At 56.7% G+C, this 14,944-nt stretch carries 12 protein-coding genes and 4 tRNA genes; 6 read left to right on the top strand and 10 right to left on the bottom strand.

Annotated features, from left to right (window positions below):
• Positions 1-48: 48 nt before the first annotated feature.
• Together nirD and nirB are read right to left on the bottom strand one after the other, a co-directional pair.
• A complete protein-coding gene (gene nirD / locus H8S59_RS21580; RefSeq protein ID WP_187522744.1) occupies positions 49-435 on the bottom strand; it encodes a nitrite reductase small subunit NirD in 387 nt (128 codons plus the stop codon).
• Positions 435-2,996: a nitrite reductase large subunit NirB gene (nirB, locus tag H8S59_RS21575; RefSeq protein ID WP_187522743.1), complete on the bottom strand. Its 2,562-nt coding sequence runs from the start codon at positions 2,994-2,996 to the stop codon at positions 435-437. The genes nirD and nirB overlap by 1 nt, the downstream gene beginning before the upstream one ends.
• A gap of 575 nt (positions 2,997-3,571) precedes the next feature.
• Between nirB and H8S59_RS21570 the strand changes: the two genes are divergently transcribed.
• Positions 3,572-3,895 (top strand): helix-turn-helix transcriptional regulator, encoded by a 324-nt coding sequence (locus tag H8S59_RS21570; protein ID WP_187522742.1) that lies wholly within the window; start codon positions 3,572-3,574, stop codon positions 3,893-3,895.
• On the top strand, positions 3,895-5,160 hold the full coding sequence (locus H8S59_RS21565) for a type II toxin-antitoxin system HipA family toxin (protein ID WP_187522741.1): 1,266 nt from the start codon (positions 3,895-3,897) through the stop codon (positions 5,158-5,160). The genes H8S59_RS21570 and H8S59_RS21565 overlap by 1 nt, the downstream gene beginning before the upstream one ends.
• A 414-nt stretch (positions 5,161-5,574) precedes the next feature.
• Here the strand turns inward: H8S59_RS21565 and H8S59_RS21560 are convergent.
• From H8S59_RS21560 to H8S59_RS21545, 4 genes are all read right to left on the bottom strand, one after another.
• Positions 5,575-5,650 (bottom strand) — tRNA-Gly (locus H8S59_RS21560).
• Positions 5,651-5,652: 2 nt separating this feature from the next.
• Positions 5,653-5,728: transfer RNA gene (locus H8S59_RS21555), tRNA-Glu, on the bottom strand.
• A 103-nt stretch (positions 5,729-5,831) separates the two neighbouring features.
• Positions 5,832-5,907 (bottom strand) — tRNA-Gly (locus H8S59_RS21550).
• Between the two features lie 4 nt (positions 5,908-5,911).
• Positions 5,912-5,987: transfer RNA gene (locus H8S59_RS21545), tRNA-Glu, on the bottom strand.
• Between the two features lie 288 nt (positions 5,988-6,275).
• On the opposite strand from H8S59_RS21545, the gene H8S59_RS21540 reads away from it, so the two are divergent.
• On the top strand, positions 6,276-7,034 hold the full coding sequence (locus tag H8S59_RS21540) for a hypothetical protein (RefSeq protein ID WP_095094740.1): 759 nt from the start codon (positions 6,276-6,278) through the stop codon (positions 7,032-7,034).
• A 47-nt stretch (positions 7,035-7,081) separates the two neighbouring features.
• Here the strand turns inward: H8S59_RS21540 and H8S59_RS21535 are convergent, their stop codons facing one another.
• Positions 7,082-7,564: a GAF domain-containing protein gene (locus H8S59_RS21535; protein WP_095094742.1), complete on the bottom strand. Its 483-nt coding sequence runs from the start codon at positions 7,562-7,564 to the stop codon at positions 7,082-7,084.
• The gene (locus tag H8S59_RS21530; RefSeq protein WP_187522740.1) at positions 7,561-8,451 is read right to left on the bottom strand and encodes a DUF815 domain-containing protein; all 891 of its coding nucleotides are present in this window, start codon (positions 8,449-8,451) and stop codon (positions 7,561-7,563) included. The genes H8S59_RS21535 and H8S59_RS21530 overlap by 4 nt, the downstream gene beginning before the upstream one ends.
• A gap of 285 nt (positions 8,452-8,736) precedes the next feature.
• On the opposite strand from H8S59_RS21530, the gene H8S59_RS21525 reads away from it, so the two are divergent.
• On the top strand, positions 8,737-11,079 hold the full coding sequence (locus H8S59_RS21525) for a response regulator (RefSeq protein ID WP_187522739.1): 2,343 nt from the start codon (positions 8,737-8,739) through the stop codon (positions 11,077-11,079).
• On the opposite strand, the gene H8S59_RS21520 is transcribed toward H8S59_RS21525, so the two are convergent.
• On the bottom strand, positions 11,080-11,565 hold the full coding sequence (locus H8S59_RS21520; protein ID WP_187522738.1) for a glutathione peroxidase: 486 nt from the start codon (positions 11,563-11,565) through the stop codon (positions 11,080-11,082).
• Between the two features lie 227 nt (positions 11,566-11,792).
• On the bottom strand, positions 11,793-12,191 hold the full coding sequence (msrB, locus tag H8S59_RS21515; RefSeq protein WP_095094750.1) for a peptide-methionine (R)-S-oxide reductase MsrB: 399 nt from the start codon (positions 12,189-12,191) through the stop codon (positions 11,793-11,795).
• A 192-nt stretch (positions 12,192-12,383) separates the two neighbouring features.
• Between msrB and H8S59_RS21510 the strand changes: the two genes are divergently transcribed.
• Both H8S59_RS21510 and htpX read left to right on the top strand, forming a co-directional pair.
• The gene (locus tag H8S59_RS21510; protein WP_027902445.1) at positions 12,384-13,595 is read left to right on the top strand and encodes a pyridoxal phosphate-dependent aminotransferase; all 1,212 of its coding nucleotides are present in this window, start codon (positions 12,384-12,386) and stop codon (positions 13,593-13,595) included.
• Positions 13,596-13,912: 317 nt separating this feature from the next.
• The gene (gene htpX, locus H8S59_RS21505) at positions 13,913-14,800 is read left to right on the top strand and encodes a protease HtpX (protein WP_027902444.1); all 888 of its coding nucleotides are present in this window, start codon (positions 13,913-13,915) and stop codon (positions 14,798-14,800) included.
• Positions 14,801-14,944: the final 144 nt, after the last annotated feature.

Here is a 14,944-nt window from a genome sequence, read left to right as displayed (position 1 = left end):
GTGGTGTCAGGGACCCACCGGAGGTAGTTCCAGAGGTCACGCGCAGCTTCACTCCACCGCGAGCTGCACGTCCTCTCCCTCAAAGCGCACAGGCCAGACCCGCAAGCGCTGTTCCGGATATTCCAGACAGCTGCCATCTTTCAAACGAAAGTGCTGCTTGTACAGCGGTGAGGCAATGACCAGATCACCCTTGATGCTGCCGACCAGACCGCGGCCAATCACGTTGACCCCGGACTGCGGATCACGATTGTCCACCGCATAAAGTTGAGTGCCCTCGGCGTCTGGCAGGTAGAACAGCGCGACTTGCGCGCCGTCCAGCCAGACCACCACACCTGAGTTGGTCACCAGATCTTCTCGGCCGCAAACCTTATGCCATGCGGCATTCGGGTTTTGAGTCGGGAGAAATTCGCCATGTTCGATAGTTGCCAGGCTCATCAGAGTGCCTCCTCGACGACAGGAATAAGCTTCAATTCAGCAGCCGTGGCCGGACGACGCTGGCCGCGTTCTTCAACGAAATGGATGTCCGGATCAGCGCGCTTGTCATTGACGAACGTGCGGAAACGCTTGAGTTTTTCCGGGCTCTTGAGGGTGTTGGCCCATTCACACTCATAGCGATCAACCACCAGCTGCATCTGCGCTTCCAGCTCTGCGCCCAGTCCAAGACTATCGTTGATGATCACGTCCTTGAGGTAATCCAGTCCGCCCTCCAGGCTTTCGCGCCACACAGAAGTGCGCTGCAGTTTGTCGGCGGTGCGAATGTAGAACATCAGGAAACGGTCGATGTAGCGGATCAGGGTGTCGTCATCCAGATCGGTGGCGAACAGCTCTGCATGGCGTGGACGCATGCCACCATTACCAGAGATGTAGAGGTTCCAGCCCTTCTCGGTGGCAATCACGCCCACGTCCTTGCTCTGCGCTTCCGCACACTCACGGGTACAGCCGGAGACCGCAAACTTGAGCTTGTGCGGCGAGCGTAATCCTTTGTAGCGATCCTCGATGGTCAGGGCCATTTGCACACTGTCCTGCACGCCGTAACGGCACCAGGTACTGCCGACGCAGGACTTCACCGTACGGGTGGATTTACCATAAGCGTGCCCGGTTTCGAAACCTGCTTCGATCAGCTCCGACCAGATGTCCGGCAACTGATGCAGCTGCGCGCCGAACAGGTCAATACGCTGACCACCGGTGATTTTGGTGTACAGGTCATATTTCTTGGCCACGACACCAATGGCGATCAGCTTGTCAGCGGTGATTTCGCCACCGGCAATGCGCGGTACAACAGAGTAAGTGCCGTTCTTTTGCATGTTGGCCATGAAGGTGTCGTTGGTGTCCTGCAACGGAACCAGCGACGCATCCATGATGGGCTGATTCCAGCACGACGCCAGAATCGAACCCACGGTCGGTTTGCAGATGTCACAGCCGGTGTGGCCGCGACCGTGTTTGGCGAGCAGTTCTTCGAACGTCAGTACACCTTCAACCCGAACCAGTGCGTACAACTCCTGACGGGTGTAGGCGAAATGTTCGCACAGGCTTTTATCGACGCTGACGCCACGGGCGATCAGTTCGTGTTCGAACACGGTTTTCAGCAAGGCCGCACAACCGCCACAACCGGTGCAGGCCTTGGTCTCGGACTTGAGCACGCCCAAATCGGTACAACCGCCATCGATGGCCGAGCAGATCGCGCCCTTGGTGACGTTGTGGCACGAACAGATGGTCGCTGTTTCCGGCAAAGACGCCGGGCCCAGGGTTGGAGCGCCAGAAGAACTTGGCAGGATCAGGCTCGCCGGCTCGGCCGGCAGCGCGATCGCGTTCTGCATGTATTGCAGCAGTGTGTCGTAGTAGCTGTTGTCACCCACCAACACTGCGCCAATCACATGCTTGCCAGAGGCATCGACCACCAGGCGGCGGTAGCTGGCAGTGGTCTGATCGATGAATTGATAGCTGCGTGAGCCCGGCGTGTGGCCATGAGCATCACCGATGGAGCCAACGTCAACACCCAAAAGCTTCAGCTTCGTGGACATGTCAGCGCCCATGAACGGCTCAGCGTCGCCGCCGCATAAGGTCGTGGCGACCGCGCGAGCCATCTGGTAACCCGGCGCGACCAGGCCAAAGATACTGCCATTCCACGCCGCGCACTCACCGATCGCGTAAATGTCCGGATCGCTGCTCAGGCACTGGCCATCGATGCTGACGCCGCCACGGGGACCAATCTCCAGGCCGCATTGCCGGGCCAGCGCGTCCTGTGCACGAATCCCCGCCGAGAACACGATGAGGTCGGTTTCGAGGAACTCGTCGTTGCCGAAGTTCATCCGGTAACGGTATTCCTCACCTGCCGTGATCGATTGGGTGCCGCGGGACAGGTGCACACCAACGCCCAGTTGTTCGATGCGGTCCTTGAGGGCGATACCGCCCTGTTCGTCCAGCTGAACCGGCATCAGGCGCGGCGCGAACTCTACAACGTGCGCTTCGAGACCAAGGCTTTTAAGGGCATTTGCAGCTTCCAGTCCCAGCAAGCCCCCGCCCACCACGACCCCGCGAATGGCGTTAGTGGCGGCAGTGCGGATCGCATCAAGGTCTTCCAGAGTGCGATAAACCAGACGTGAATCACCATGGGCCCCTTCAATCGGCGGCACAAACGGGTAGGAACCGGTGGCCAGCACTAGCTTATCGTAATGCACACTGCCGGTGGCGGTGACGACCTTGTGACCGGCGCGATCAATCTCCAGCACTTGAGTGCCCAAGTGCAGCGTGACGCCGGGCGTCTGATACAGCGCAGCATCGGAAAGCGCCAATGACTCGGCATCACGGCCAGTGAAGTACTCGGACAGATGCACCCGGTCATAGGCACGCATCTGCTCTTCGCCGAAGACGTGGAGTTGGTAGTGCTGCAACGCGCCACCGGCGATCAATTGCTCGACGCAGTGGTGGCCGACCATGCCATTGCCGATCACGATCAGGGTTTGCAGCGAGTTCGAAGAATCAATATTGGTGTTCATGGATAGCACCCGACCAAAGCCAATCACGGAATAAAAAGCAAAAAAAAGCGCCTGAAACCTCGCGGTTTCAGGCGCCTTTGCCTGTTCGTTTGGTGGTTAACCTGGCCTCTATGCCCGATCCACCTCTATTGCCCTGGCCTTGTTGGCTGATCGATCTTCGTTGACCGACGGGGCTGCCCACTCGACTAAATTCGCGGTGGACCTGACGGGGGTGATGCAGCGTTTGTGCCAGTCGGCCTGCAAACCGGGGAAACCCGCGTAAAGCCCGACTGTCGATGCGGGTATACAGTAATCATTGAACGATCCAGCACGTCACACCGCGCATCCCCATGGTGCAGCAACGATGCAACCGGCTTTATATAAGTGCAGAAAGCGCTTCATCTATCGGCTGGATTGGTACTATCCCCGATGCAATCTATATGGCTCATCAAGGAAAAATGAACCTTATATGACTCTAAAAAATTAAAAAGCAACCTATATGGCTCACTTCTTAATAATGAAATCTATATGACTCTTTTTTCTTGACGAGAGCCATATAGATTACATACTGCATACCTCCACCGAGGGGCTGCGCCATGAAAACCACATTGCTTGATCAGATCCGCCAACGTCGACTTGCTCTTGGATTAAAAATTCAGGAGATGCCATTGCTTGCAGGACTCACAAGGCAGCAGTACGGCAAAATCGAAGCGGGTGGCAACCCACGACTCAACACACTCGATCAGATTGCTGAAGGGTTAGAGTCGGCGCTGGTTCTGGTCCCCAAGTCGAAGCTCGCTGCCGTTCAGCGAATTCTTGCCGACGACGCGCATTTGGAGGTCAATAAGCACTACGCCGAACCCACAGGGCAAGCTCTGACAATCAGCGAAGAGGCTGAAAACCCGTGGGGAGACCTCTGATGGTCAAGGAAACGGTCTCGGCCTTGCGACTGACCCTTCAGGGTGAAAACGTCGGTTATGTCGCGGGCTACTCCAACGGCAAAAACGTTTTCACGCTCGCGCCCGAGTACGTCCAAAACGAGGCAAGGCAGCCGTTAACACTGTCCCACAGCAACCCTGCGTCTCTGGCCCGCCAACTTGCAACAAGCCATCCGTATATCAGCAGCCATAAACTTCACCCGGTGCTCAGCAACTTGCTTCCCGAAGGCGCATTACGCGATTTCCTGTCGCAGGCGATGAAGGTTCATAGGGACAATGAATTCCCGTTGCTGACCTGGCTAGGCCGAGACCTTCCCGGCGCACTGATTGCCTACCCTCTGGAAGCCTCGGAAATCCCGCAACTGGCCCTCCAGTACCGTGGGAAAATTCAACCCACCGTTATCGACATTCCTGACAGCCGAGCGCATTTTTCCCTGGCCGGTGTACAGATGAAATTCTCCATGCGTGACGAGGACGGGCGTTACATCACCGGGGATCCTGATGCTCCAGGGGACTGGATTATTAAAACGCCCTCGACCGTGCATCCCTTTCTGCCACTCAACGAATACACAGCAATGACACTCGCTGCCCTTGCTGGCGTGAACATCCCCGAGATAAAGCTGATCCCGATGACCACCATCGAGGCGCTCCCCAATATCAATCTGCCGAACGAGCAGTACGCCTACGGAATACGTCGATACGATCGATTACCAGACAACAAGCGCGTCCACTCAGAAGACTTTGCCCAGATTTTCTTTGCCTACGCCCACGACAAATACCGCGCCGCCAGTTATGAACAGGTGGGGAAGCTGGTTTATCAGAACTCGCTTCAAGGCCAGCGAGACGCAGCACAAATGGCCGTACGCCTACTGATCAACATACTGCTGGCGAACGGCGATGCGCATCTCAAAAACTGGAGCATGATTTATCCGGATGGCCGCAACGCCGAACTCTCACCCGCGTATGACATCGTCGTGACCAAGGCCTACATCACCGATGAAAACCAATATGCCCTGAATATGGGTGGGAGCAAGAACTGGTACGGGGTTTCCATTGAGGACTTCAAGAAGTGGGCGGCATATGGGGATATTCCATGGCGTCCGGTTCTCTACAACCTCAGAGCGGCACTGGAGAAAGCACGCACTTTCTGGCCTGCGGCACTGGATGCGAGTGAGATGGCGGAAGATCAGAAGAATGTTTTACGTGGACACTGGAAGCGGCTGCATGCTGATTTTCGGATTGGGTGACTTGCAACAGATCTGTGCGTTGCTAATGACACCAAGCTGTTGCACAGCAAACACAGGATCTGTAGGAGCTCTCATCAAACAAGATATAAATCACTGAATAGTTGCGGTTTTTTTGTGGGAGCGGTGCTTGCCCGCGATAAGGACGACGCGATTTAAAGGGGAATTGAGGTGTTCTTATCGCGGGCAAGCACCGCTCCCACATTGATATCTGTTTGTTGCGCGACAGCGCAGTGTCATGGACACCAGGACGGCTCCAACAGAAAAAGCATTTAAATTCAGTGGGTTATTTTATGTTTGATGAGCGCTGCCTCGCCGTGCTCGTGAACTCAGAAAAATATGCCAAATCAGATAGCCGGGCATTAAAAAACGCACAAACAAAAACGCCGCTCTATTGAGCGGCGTTTTTGTTAAATATGGAGCGGGAAACGAGACTCGAACTCGCGACCCCGACCTTGGCAAGGTCGTGCTCTACCAACTGAGCTATTCCCGCAATGGCGTCCCCTAGGGGACTCGAACCCCTGTTACCGCCGTGAAAGGGCGGTGTCCTAGGCCACTAGACGAAGGGGACACGCTAACTGAAACACATGGTGTGTATTTCAGTGCCCAAATCCAAGTCCGAAGACTGGGTTCTGGTTTCACTCAGCCTCGCCCGAGAGCAAGACTGCATAAACTGGAGCGGGAAACGAGACTCGAACTCGCGACCCCGACCTTGGCAAGGTCGTGCTCTACCAACTGAGCTATTCCCGCAATATGGCGTCCCCTAGGGGACTCGAACCCCTGTTACCGCCGTGAAAGGGCGGTGTCCTAGGCCACTAGACGAAGGGGACACACGTACAACTTCACTACTTAACTTGCGTTTCGCTAGGTGCTTTACGCTGTAAGTGGCGCGCATTCTATGGATGGATTGAGAGGTCGTCAACCCCAATGTGAAAATTTATCTAAATCAATGACTTCGCCTGCTTTAGGCGGCCGCCAGGCGCGTTGCGCTTCAGCTATTTCCGGATTGGCCGACAAACTACAAGCAGTGCATCTATGCGCAATAGTGCTTAGCCACTACACTCACTTCAAATTTACTGACTACAGCTTATATAGAGGTTCGCGCGGTGACTCCACTGATGATTACCCTGATGGTAGTAGCCGGCATTGCGCTCCTGATCGCGATCGGCTATCTCAACCATGTGGCAGAAAACTCCAAGCTGGATAAAGCGCGAACGAAGATCGAGCTCAGCGACCGCCTGCGTCGCTGCAGCGAAATTTCCGAGACGTTCCCCGGCCAGCTGGTCACCCCCGCTCTAAAGCTGCTGATGACCCGTCTTGAACTCAACGTGGTCCAGCGCATGCTGGCGCTGGATAAAACCAGTGCCCAACTCAAAACCCGCGTCGATGAGCTGAACACCCTGGTTGCACAGGGCGATGCCATTGCAGTAACCAACCCGGCAAGTCCGATCCTGACCGAAGCCAAGGCCAAAGATGTCCGCTTTCTATTGGAAGCGCTGCACGGCCAGGTCACTCGCGCAGCCCATGACGGTTTCCTGCAGACCAGCGAAGCCAAGCACTGGATTCGCGAGATCCGCAACATTCTGGTGATGCTGCATATTGAATTCTTCAACAACCTGGGCCAGGCCGCACTGCAGCAGGATCAGCCTGGTCAGGCGCGTCTCGCATTCGAACGCGGCGTGCAATACCTGAAGAACCAGCCAGACCCTGTGACGTATCAAGCCGCATTGATCGCCATGGAAAAACAGCTGGCACGCGCAAACTCCATGGTGCTGACCAACATTGCGCCAACCGCAGACGATGACAACGCGCTGACCGAAGGCCTGAAGGCAGACGACACCGAGTCGGAATGGAAGAAGAAAGTCATCTACGACTGATAGATGCCGGGTGGGCGCATCCGCATTGAGCGGTGCGCCGACCAGATTCAACAGTCAGTGGATTTCAGAAAGATCGCTGCCAATTGCTCAATGCCTGCCTGATCCTGCTCCGAGAAGCGTCCCACTTTCGGACTGTCCAGATCCAACACCCCAATCAAACGACCTTCCTTGACCAACGGTACGACCAGCTCGCTGTTCGATGCGCTGTCGCAGGCGATGTGGCCCGGAAATTCATGCACATCCTCGACCCGCTGGGTCTGCCGACTTTGCGCTGCGGCACCGCACACTCCGCGCCCGAACGGGATACGCACACAGGCGATCTGCCCCTGAAACGGTCCAAGAACCAGTTCTTCATCACGATTGAGATAAAAGCCTGCCCAGTTCAGGTCATCGATCTGGCTGTACAAAAAAGCCGAGAACTGCGCGGCGTTGGCGATAAAGTCTTTCTCATCAGCCAGTAGAGATTCCAGCTGCGCAGCCAGAAGGCTATAGCCTTCCAGCCCGGCACCGGTGTTTTGCAAATCGATCATGGTTGTTGCTCCAACAATTTCAAACCTACCCAGTAACGTGCAAATTGATAGGCACACCGGCCATTGCGGTTGCCCCGCCCGGTTGCCCAGCGGATCGCATGCTTGTCCAGTTCCCCATCGCGCTGCCAGCTCAGACCAGCCGCCAGCGCGAGTTGCGTAATCCAGTGTTCCACTACGTTCAGGTAATGCTCCTGAGTGAACGGGTAAAACGATAGCCACAGTCCGAAGCGATCCGACAGCGCAATCTTGTCCTCTACGGCCTCGCTTGGATGCAGTTCGCCATCGACCTGCTGCCAGTTGAGATTGTCGCTTTCCTTTTCCGGCACCAAATGACGACGGTTGGAGGTGGCGTAAAGCAGAACGTTGTCCGGAGCCTGCTCCAGAGAACCATCAAGCACACTCTTTAGAACCCGGTAATCGCTCTCCCCTGCCTCGAAAGACAAATCATCGCAGAACAGCACGAAACGTTGCGGCAGCTTCTGCAATTGCTCGACGACACGCGGCAAATCGCCCAGATGATCGCGCTCGATTTCGATCAGGCGCAGACCCGCGTTGGCATACTCGGCAAGCAGCGCACGAATCAGCGAAGACTTGCCTGTCCCGCGCGAGCCCCACAGCAAAGCGTGGTTGGCAGGCAGACCGTCGATGAACTGGCGCGTATTGCGGCCCAACTGCTCACGTTGCAGATCGACACCGATCAGATCAGACAAATGCATGTCGAGGCTGACTTCAAGCGGCATCAGGTAACCGCTGCGGCCTTCACGAACCCAGCGCGCAGCCATGGCGTGCGACCAGTCCACCGCTTCCCGTGGCGCAGGCAGCAGCGGTTCAAGCCGCGCCATTACAGCGTCGGCGCGTTCGAGAAAAGCATTCAAGCGAGAATCCACAATGGCTCCTTGATTAACTGATGAATATTTAGCCCTGCCCGACCCGAGCGATTCTCTATAGGACCGGCTTCAGCCGGGAGGGCGGCATTAGGTTCACTGTATGTATTTCGTCAGGAACAACGATCTCCCGGCCAAAGCCGGTCCTGCAGGGCGTAGTGTCAATATCAAGAAAGCCCCCTATACATAAATGCTTTTAGTTCCGGTAGTTACGTGTTGCTTGATAAGACTCGGCTCCGATCAGCTATGCTTGCCCCCGCGAAGGACACCAGAAGCGGCAATACCCTCATGGACATAGCGTTTACCAACCGGCTCTCGTATAAACAGGCCCGCCTGACAGTGCTGCTCGGCTTCATTCTGGGGACGCTGCTGAGCCTGATACAAATTGCCCTCGATTATGCCAGCGAAGATGCGTCCATCGATCGTGAAATTCGCTCTCTGCTGGAAATCAGCCATAACCCAGCCTCGCGCATTGCCTACAACATCGACGCCGAGCTGGCCCAGGAACTGACCCTGGGCCTGTTGCAATCTCCCGCGGTGGCCGGGGCCCGGCTGACCGACAACAACAATGTGGTGCTTTCAAGTGTAGAGCGCCCGTTCTCGCAGAGTCGTTACCGGTTCGTCAGCGACTTCCTGTTCGGCGAGAGCCGGCAGTTTGAAGACACCCTGAACCTGGCGCACTTGCCCAACGAACCGATTGGCACCCTGCGTCTGAACGTCGACACCTTTGCTTTCGGTGATCATTTCCTGCAGCGCTCGGGCATCACGCTGCTCAATGGCTTCATGCGCAGCCTGATTCTGGCGGGTGTGCTGACTCTTCTGTTCTACATGACACTGACCAGGCCCCTGGTTGACGTGATCCGTGCTCTGGCCACGCGGGACTCAAGCAACCCTACTCCCACGCCACTGCGATGCCCACCCAAGCATGAAAACGATGAAATCGGCGTGCTGGTGGATGTCGCCAACCGCCAGTTCGCAAACATCGCTTCAGAGCTGGCACGGCGGGTAGAAGCCGAGGACCGGCTGACAGCGCATCGCAATGAACTGGAAGATATCGTTTCAGCCCGCACCACTGAATTGAAGGCCAGTAACGAAAGGCTGAGCAAGTCCAATGAAGAGCTGAAAATCGCGCGCAGTACGGCGCTGGACATGGCCCAGGCCCGCACCGCTTTCCTGGCCAACATGAGCCATGAAATCCGCACGCCGCTCAACGGCTTGCTGGGCATGCTGGCCCTTGCGCTGGACAGCCCCCTGACCGCCGAACAGCGCCAGCAACTGTCGATTGCCCACGACTCGGGCAAGGTGCTGGTGGAACTGCTCAACGACATCCTCGACATGTCCAAATTCAACGCCGGTCACTTGCAGGTCGAGCGCATCCCTTTCGACCTCGGCGCGCTGGTGGAAGACACCGCTAACCTGCTGTCACAGAACGCTGCGCCCAGCGTCGAGCTGACCTGCTTCATCGATACACAATTCCCGGCTTTGGTGGTGGGTGATCCGACGCGGGTTCGACAGATCGTCAGCAACCTGCTTTCCAACGCGCTGAAGTTCACCCGTTTTGGTCGGGTGGATGTACGTCTGAGCAACTATCTGGATCCTGAAACCCAGGAAAACAGCGTACGCATTGAAGTGCGGGATACCGGCATCGGCATCGCCCAGGAAGCACAGGCGAGGATTTTCCAGCCGTTTACCCAGGCAGAAGCAGCGATTACCCGGCAGTTTGGTGGCACCGGATTGGGTCTGGCACTGACCCATAACCTGTGTGAAGCCATGGCCGGGCAATTGAGTATTCAGTCAGCGTCAGGATTCGGCAGCCAATTCTGCGCTGATCTGCCACTGCCCATCCATCAGGCCGCCATTACTCCGCCGCCCCTCAAAGGCCGTGTCGTGGTTGTCAGCAACGCGGGTAGCGGGCTTGTAGAGCTACTGGGCAATTTGCTGCCTGAGTGGGGTATCGATTTTCAGCGATGGAGCATGGATGACAAGGTGCTGAATATGGACCCTGGGAGCAGTCCTGATCTGGTGATCACTGATTGTCCGGAATGTCTGTTTGGCATGCGTCCGACCATTGACGTGCCCATTCTGCTGGTAACCGCCTATGGCAACTTCATGCCCAGCGAACAGGTCAGCGCCCTTGCTCCCCTGCAACAGCATGCTCGACCACTGGCACGCAATGCACTTTATCAAAGCCTGTCCCGGATTCTGCAACCCGAGCAGATTCCTCACAGGGATGCTGAAGCCGCCGACGGCAAGACCTTGCGTCCGGCCAAAATCCTGCTGGTGGAAGACAATCCGGTCAATCAATTAGTGGCCAGAGGGATATTGAGCAAACTGGGCTGCGAGGTCGTAGTGAGCAGCCACGGCGGCGAAGCGCTGGAGCAGCTTGAGCTTCATGTGTTCGATCTGGTGCTGATGGACTGCAATATGCCGGTCATGGACGGTTACGAAGCCAGTCGCCAGATCCGTCAATGCGGACGCTGGCCGCAACTGCCAATCATTGCGCTGACTGCCAACGCCATGCCCGAAGAACGCGAACGCTGCCGGGCGGCGGGCATGAGTGACTATCTGGCGAAGCCGTTTCGCCGTTCCGAGCTAGTCAGCCTGCTGGAACAATGGCTACCGGCGGACTGATTACTTGAGCAGCGCCTCGATTTCGCTTTTCAGGTCTTCGGGCTTGGTCAGCGGCGCGAAGCGCTTGACCAACTGGCCGTCCTTGCCGATGAGGAACTTGGTGAAGTTCCACTTGATGCGCTCGGACCCGAGTAACCCCGGCGCCTGCTTTTTCAACTGGACGAACAACGGGTGGGCGTCGCTGCCGTTGACATCGACTTTCTTGAACAGCGGAAAACTGACTCCGAAATTCAGCTCACAGAACTCCGAAATCGCCCCTTCGTTACCCGGCTCCTGCTTGCCAAACTGATTGCAGGGAAAGCCCAATACCACCAGCCCTTGATCCTTGTAGTTCTTCCAGAGCTTTTCAAGCCCTTCGTACTGCGGGGTAAACCCGCACTTGCTCGCCGTATTGACCACCAGCACAGCCTTGCCGGCGAAATCGGCAAGGGTTTTCGATTCGCCTTTGATCGTGGTAACCGGAATGCTCAGCAAATTGGCGCTCATGACAGTGATCCTTGATGAAAAGCGGGTCATGAAATTAGCGCGCCATTGACTGGTGCGCATCTCCATTTCCGGGGGTGATGGGTGCTTATAAGTGGCTCTGGGCTGTGAAAGGTACAGAGGCACTCTGACGTGGGACCGGCTTTATCCGGGAAGAGGCCTGACCAGGCGCTACATGTGCATCGTCAGAACTAAAGTCTTCCCGGCTGAAGCCGGTCCCACGGATCCGCTCAAGCGCCGCGCGGCACCAGGTCCAGACACACCGAATTGATGCAATAGCGCAGGCCCGTTGGCGGCGGGCCATCAGGGAATACGTGGCCCAGATGCGCGTCACATTTGGCGCAGACCACTTCTGTACGAATCATCCCATGGCTGACATCACGCACTTCGACCACTGCACTGCCTTCAAGTGGCGCGTAGAAACTTGGCCAGCCACAGCCGGAATCGAATTTGGTGGCGGAATCGAAAAGCGCCTCGTTGCAACAGATGCAATGGTAGACGCCATCAGTCTTGGTGCTGTTGTATTTGCCGGAGAACGGACGTTCGGTGCCTTTGAGGCGGCAAACGTTGTACTGCTCCGGGTCAAGCATGGCCCGCCATTCTTCCAGCGTCTTGTCCAACTTTTCCACAGGTACACCTCCGCAGTCGAAAAAGCCTGATCTGTATCTTCTCCACAGATCAGGTGGCACGTATCATTGCGCCTCGTTAGGCGCCAGTCTGTCACTCACGTTTCGCCCATACAAACTCATTTTTACGGCGTCATACCCGGCGAACCAGATTTCCAGCTCGCTACGGCTCGTCCATTTTCGGGATCAATCACCATGCAGTTCAGCAAATCGAACAAGCTCGCCAACGTCTGCTATGACATTCGCGGCCCAGTGCTCAAGCACGCCAAACGCCTGGAAGAGGAAGGCCATCGCATCCTCAAGCTGAACATCGGCAACCCTGCGCCATTTGGTTTCGAAGCGCCGGACGAAATTCTGCAGGACGTGATCCGCAACCTGCCGACGGCTCAAGGCTACAGTGACTCCAAAGGCCTGTTCAGCGCGCGCAAGGCCGTTATGCAGTATTACCAGCAGAAGCAGGTTGAAGGCGTCGGTATCGAAGACATCTACCTGGGCAACGGCGTTTCCGAACTGATCGTGATGTCGATGCAGGCACTGCTCAACAATGGCGATGAAGTACTGATCCCGGCCCCAGACTATCCGCTGTGGACCGCCGCCGTCAGTCTGGCCGGCGGTAACCCGGTGCACTATTTGTGCGATGAGCAGGCCAACTGGTGGCCTGATCTGGCTGATATCAAGGCCAAGATCACGCCGAACACCAAAGCCATGGTAATCATCAACCCCAACAACCCGACCGGTGCCGTGTATTCCAAAGAAGTACTGGAAGGCATGCTCGAACTGGCGCGCCAGCATAATCTGGTGGTTTTTTCCGACGAGATCTACGACAAGATTCTCTACGACGACGCCGTGCACATCTGCACCGCCTCGCTGGCGCCTGACCTGCTTTGCCTGACGTTCAACGGTCTGTCCAAATCCTATCGCGTGGCAGGCTTCCGCTCCGGCTGGGTGGCCATCTCCGGTCCCAAGCACAACGCGCAAAGCTACATCGAAGGCATCGACATCCTCGCCAACATGCGTCTGTGCGCCAACGTGCCGAGCCAACACGCCATTCAAACCGCGCTGGGCGGCTACCAGAGCATCAACGATCTGGTTCTGCCACCAGGCCGCTTGCTGGAGCAACGCAACCGCACCTGGGAACTGCTCAACGATATTCCCGGCGTCAGCTGTGTGAAACCAATGGGCGCACTCTATGCGTTCCCGCGGATCGACCCGAAGGTCTGTCCGATCCACAACGACGAAAAGTTCGCCCTCGACCTGCTCCTGTCGGAAAAGCTGCTGATCGTTCAAGGCACTGCATTCAACTGGCCATGGCCTGACCACTTCCGTGTGGTTACCCTGCCGCGCGTCGACGACCTGGATCAAGCCATCGGTCGCATCGGCAACTTCCTCAAGACGTATCGCCAGTAACCCCAGGATTCCGCTGCGGCGCATGTCAGAAATTGCGCCCGGCGGGAATTCCTGCCATCTCTCCGCGGTCATAGCGATTCCCGAGTAAGGGATCGCTTTTGCTGTACCGCGCTTGTGCCGCAATACAAAAAAACAATCTGCGCGTAACCGCATTCAGAGCCAGCCGCTCTGGCTCGGAACCTGTTTGCCTAAAGCGAATGCTACTGGTTCGCGCAAGACGACACAGTTTGAAATAGTAGTCAGGTTGAATAGCCGCTGACATCACCTTATATACCCCGCAACGCGTTACATATTCGTCACAGGAGAACATCCAAACCATGATGCGCATTTTGCTGTTTTTGGCCACTAACCTGGCGGTCGTGCTGATTGCCAGCATCACCCTGAGCCTTTTTGGCTTCAACGGGTTCATGGCGGCCAATGGGGTTGATCTGAACCTCAATCAGCTGCTGATCTTCTGCGCTGTATTTGGTTTCGCCGGCTCGCTGTTCTCGCTGTTCATCTCCAAGTGGATGGCGAAAATGAGCACCGGCACCCAGATCATCACCCAGCCGCGTACCCGCCATGAACAATGGCTCGTGCAAACCGTTGAGCAACTGTCCCGCGACGCTGGCATCAAGATGCCGGAAGTCGGGATCTTCCCCGCCTACGAAGCCAACGCCTTCGCCACAGGCTGGAACAAGAACGATGCACTGGTTGCCGTCAGCCAGGGTCTGCTGGAGCGCTTCTCGCCTGATGAAGTGAAAGCGGTACTGGCTCACGAAATCGGTCACGTTGCCAATGGCGACATGGTGACCCTGGCGCTGGTGCAGGGCGTGGTGAACACCTTTGTAATGTTCTTCGCTCGTATCATCGGTAACTTCGTCGACAAGGTGATCTTCAAGACCGAAAACGGTCAGGGCATCGCTTACTACGTGACCACGATCTTTGCCGAACTGGTGCTGGGCTTCCTGGCCAGCGCCATCGTCATGTGGTTCTCGCGCAAACGCGAATACCGTGCTGACGAAGCCGGTGCCCGACTGGCAGGCACCAGCGCCATGATCGGCGCGCTGCAACGTCTGCGCTCCGAACAGGGCGTACCGGTGCAGATGCCTGACAGCCTGACGGCGTTCGGCATCAACGGCGGCCTGAAAAGCGGCTTGGCCGCGCTGTTCATGAGCCACCCGGCTCTGGAAGATCGTATCGAGGCGCTGCGCCGCCGCGGTTGATCGATCTGCCCAAAAAAACCGGCCTTAGTGCCGGTTTTTTTATCTCAAGCTACCGTGGCGAGAGAACTGACACAGTGTTGTGCCAGGCACGACGCCCTCGCGAACAAGTTCGCTCCTACCGGGTATCCTTGGGGCCCGGTTGGC

Origin of the sequence: Pseudomonas folii (assembly GCF_014357575.1) — a bacterium.
Lineage (GTDB): Bacteria > Pseudomonadota > Gammaproteobacteria > Pseudomonadales > Pseudomonadaceae > Aquipseudomonas > Aquipseudomonas folii.
Note: the sequence above shows the minus strand (reverse complement) of the source record. Positions and strands in the feature narration are given on the sequence as shown.

What these genes read in the sequence shown, in the direction of transcription:
- nirD (WP_187522744.1), bottom strand. Translation starts at nt 435, where the DNA reads ATGAGCCTGGCAACTATCGAACATGGCGAATTTCTCCCGACTCAAAAC.
- nirB (WP_187522743.1), bottom strand. Translation starts at nt 2,996, where the DNA reads ATGAACACCAATATTGATTCTTCGAACTCGCTGCAAACCCTGATCGTG.
- H8S59_RS21570 (WP_187522742.1), top strand. Translation starts at nt 3,572, where the DNA reads ATGAAAACCACATTGCTTGATCAGATCCGCCAACGTCGACTTGCTCTT.
- H8S59_RS21565 (WP_187522741.1), top strand. Translation starts at nt 3,895, where the DNA reads ATGGTCAAGGAAACGGTCTCGGCCTTGCGACTGACCCTTCAGGGTGAA.
- H8S59_RS21540 (WP_095094740.1), top strand. Translation starts at nt 6,276, where the DNA reads ATGATTACCCTGATGGTAGTAGCCGGCATTGCGCTCCTGATCGCGATC.
- H8S59_RS21535 (WP_095094742.1), bottom strand. Translation starts at nt 7,564, where the DNA reads ATGATCGATTTGCAAAACACCGGTGCCGGGCTGGAAGGCTATAGCCTT.
- H8S59_RS21525 (WP_187522739.1), top strand. Translation starts at nt 8,737, where the DNA reads ATGGACATAGCGTTTACCAACCGGCTCTCGTATAAACAGGCCCGCCTG.
- H8S59_RS21520 (WP_187522738.1), bottom strand. Translation starts at nt 11,565, where the DNA reads ATGAGCGCCAATTTGCTGAGCATTCCGGTTACCACGATCAAAGGCGAA.
- H8S59_RS21510 (WP_027902445.1), top strand. Translation starts at nt 12,384, where the DNA reads ATGCAGTTCAGCAAATCGAACAAGCTCGCCAACGTCTGCTATGACATT.
- htpX (WP_027902444.1), top strand. Translation starts at nt 13,913, where the DNA reads ATGATGCGCATTTTGCTGTTTTTGGCCACTAACCTGGCGGTCGTGCTG.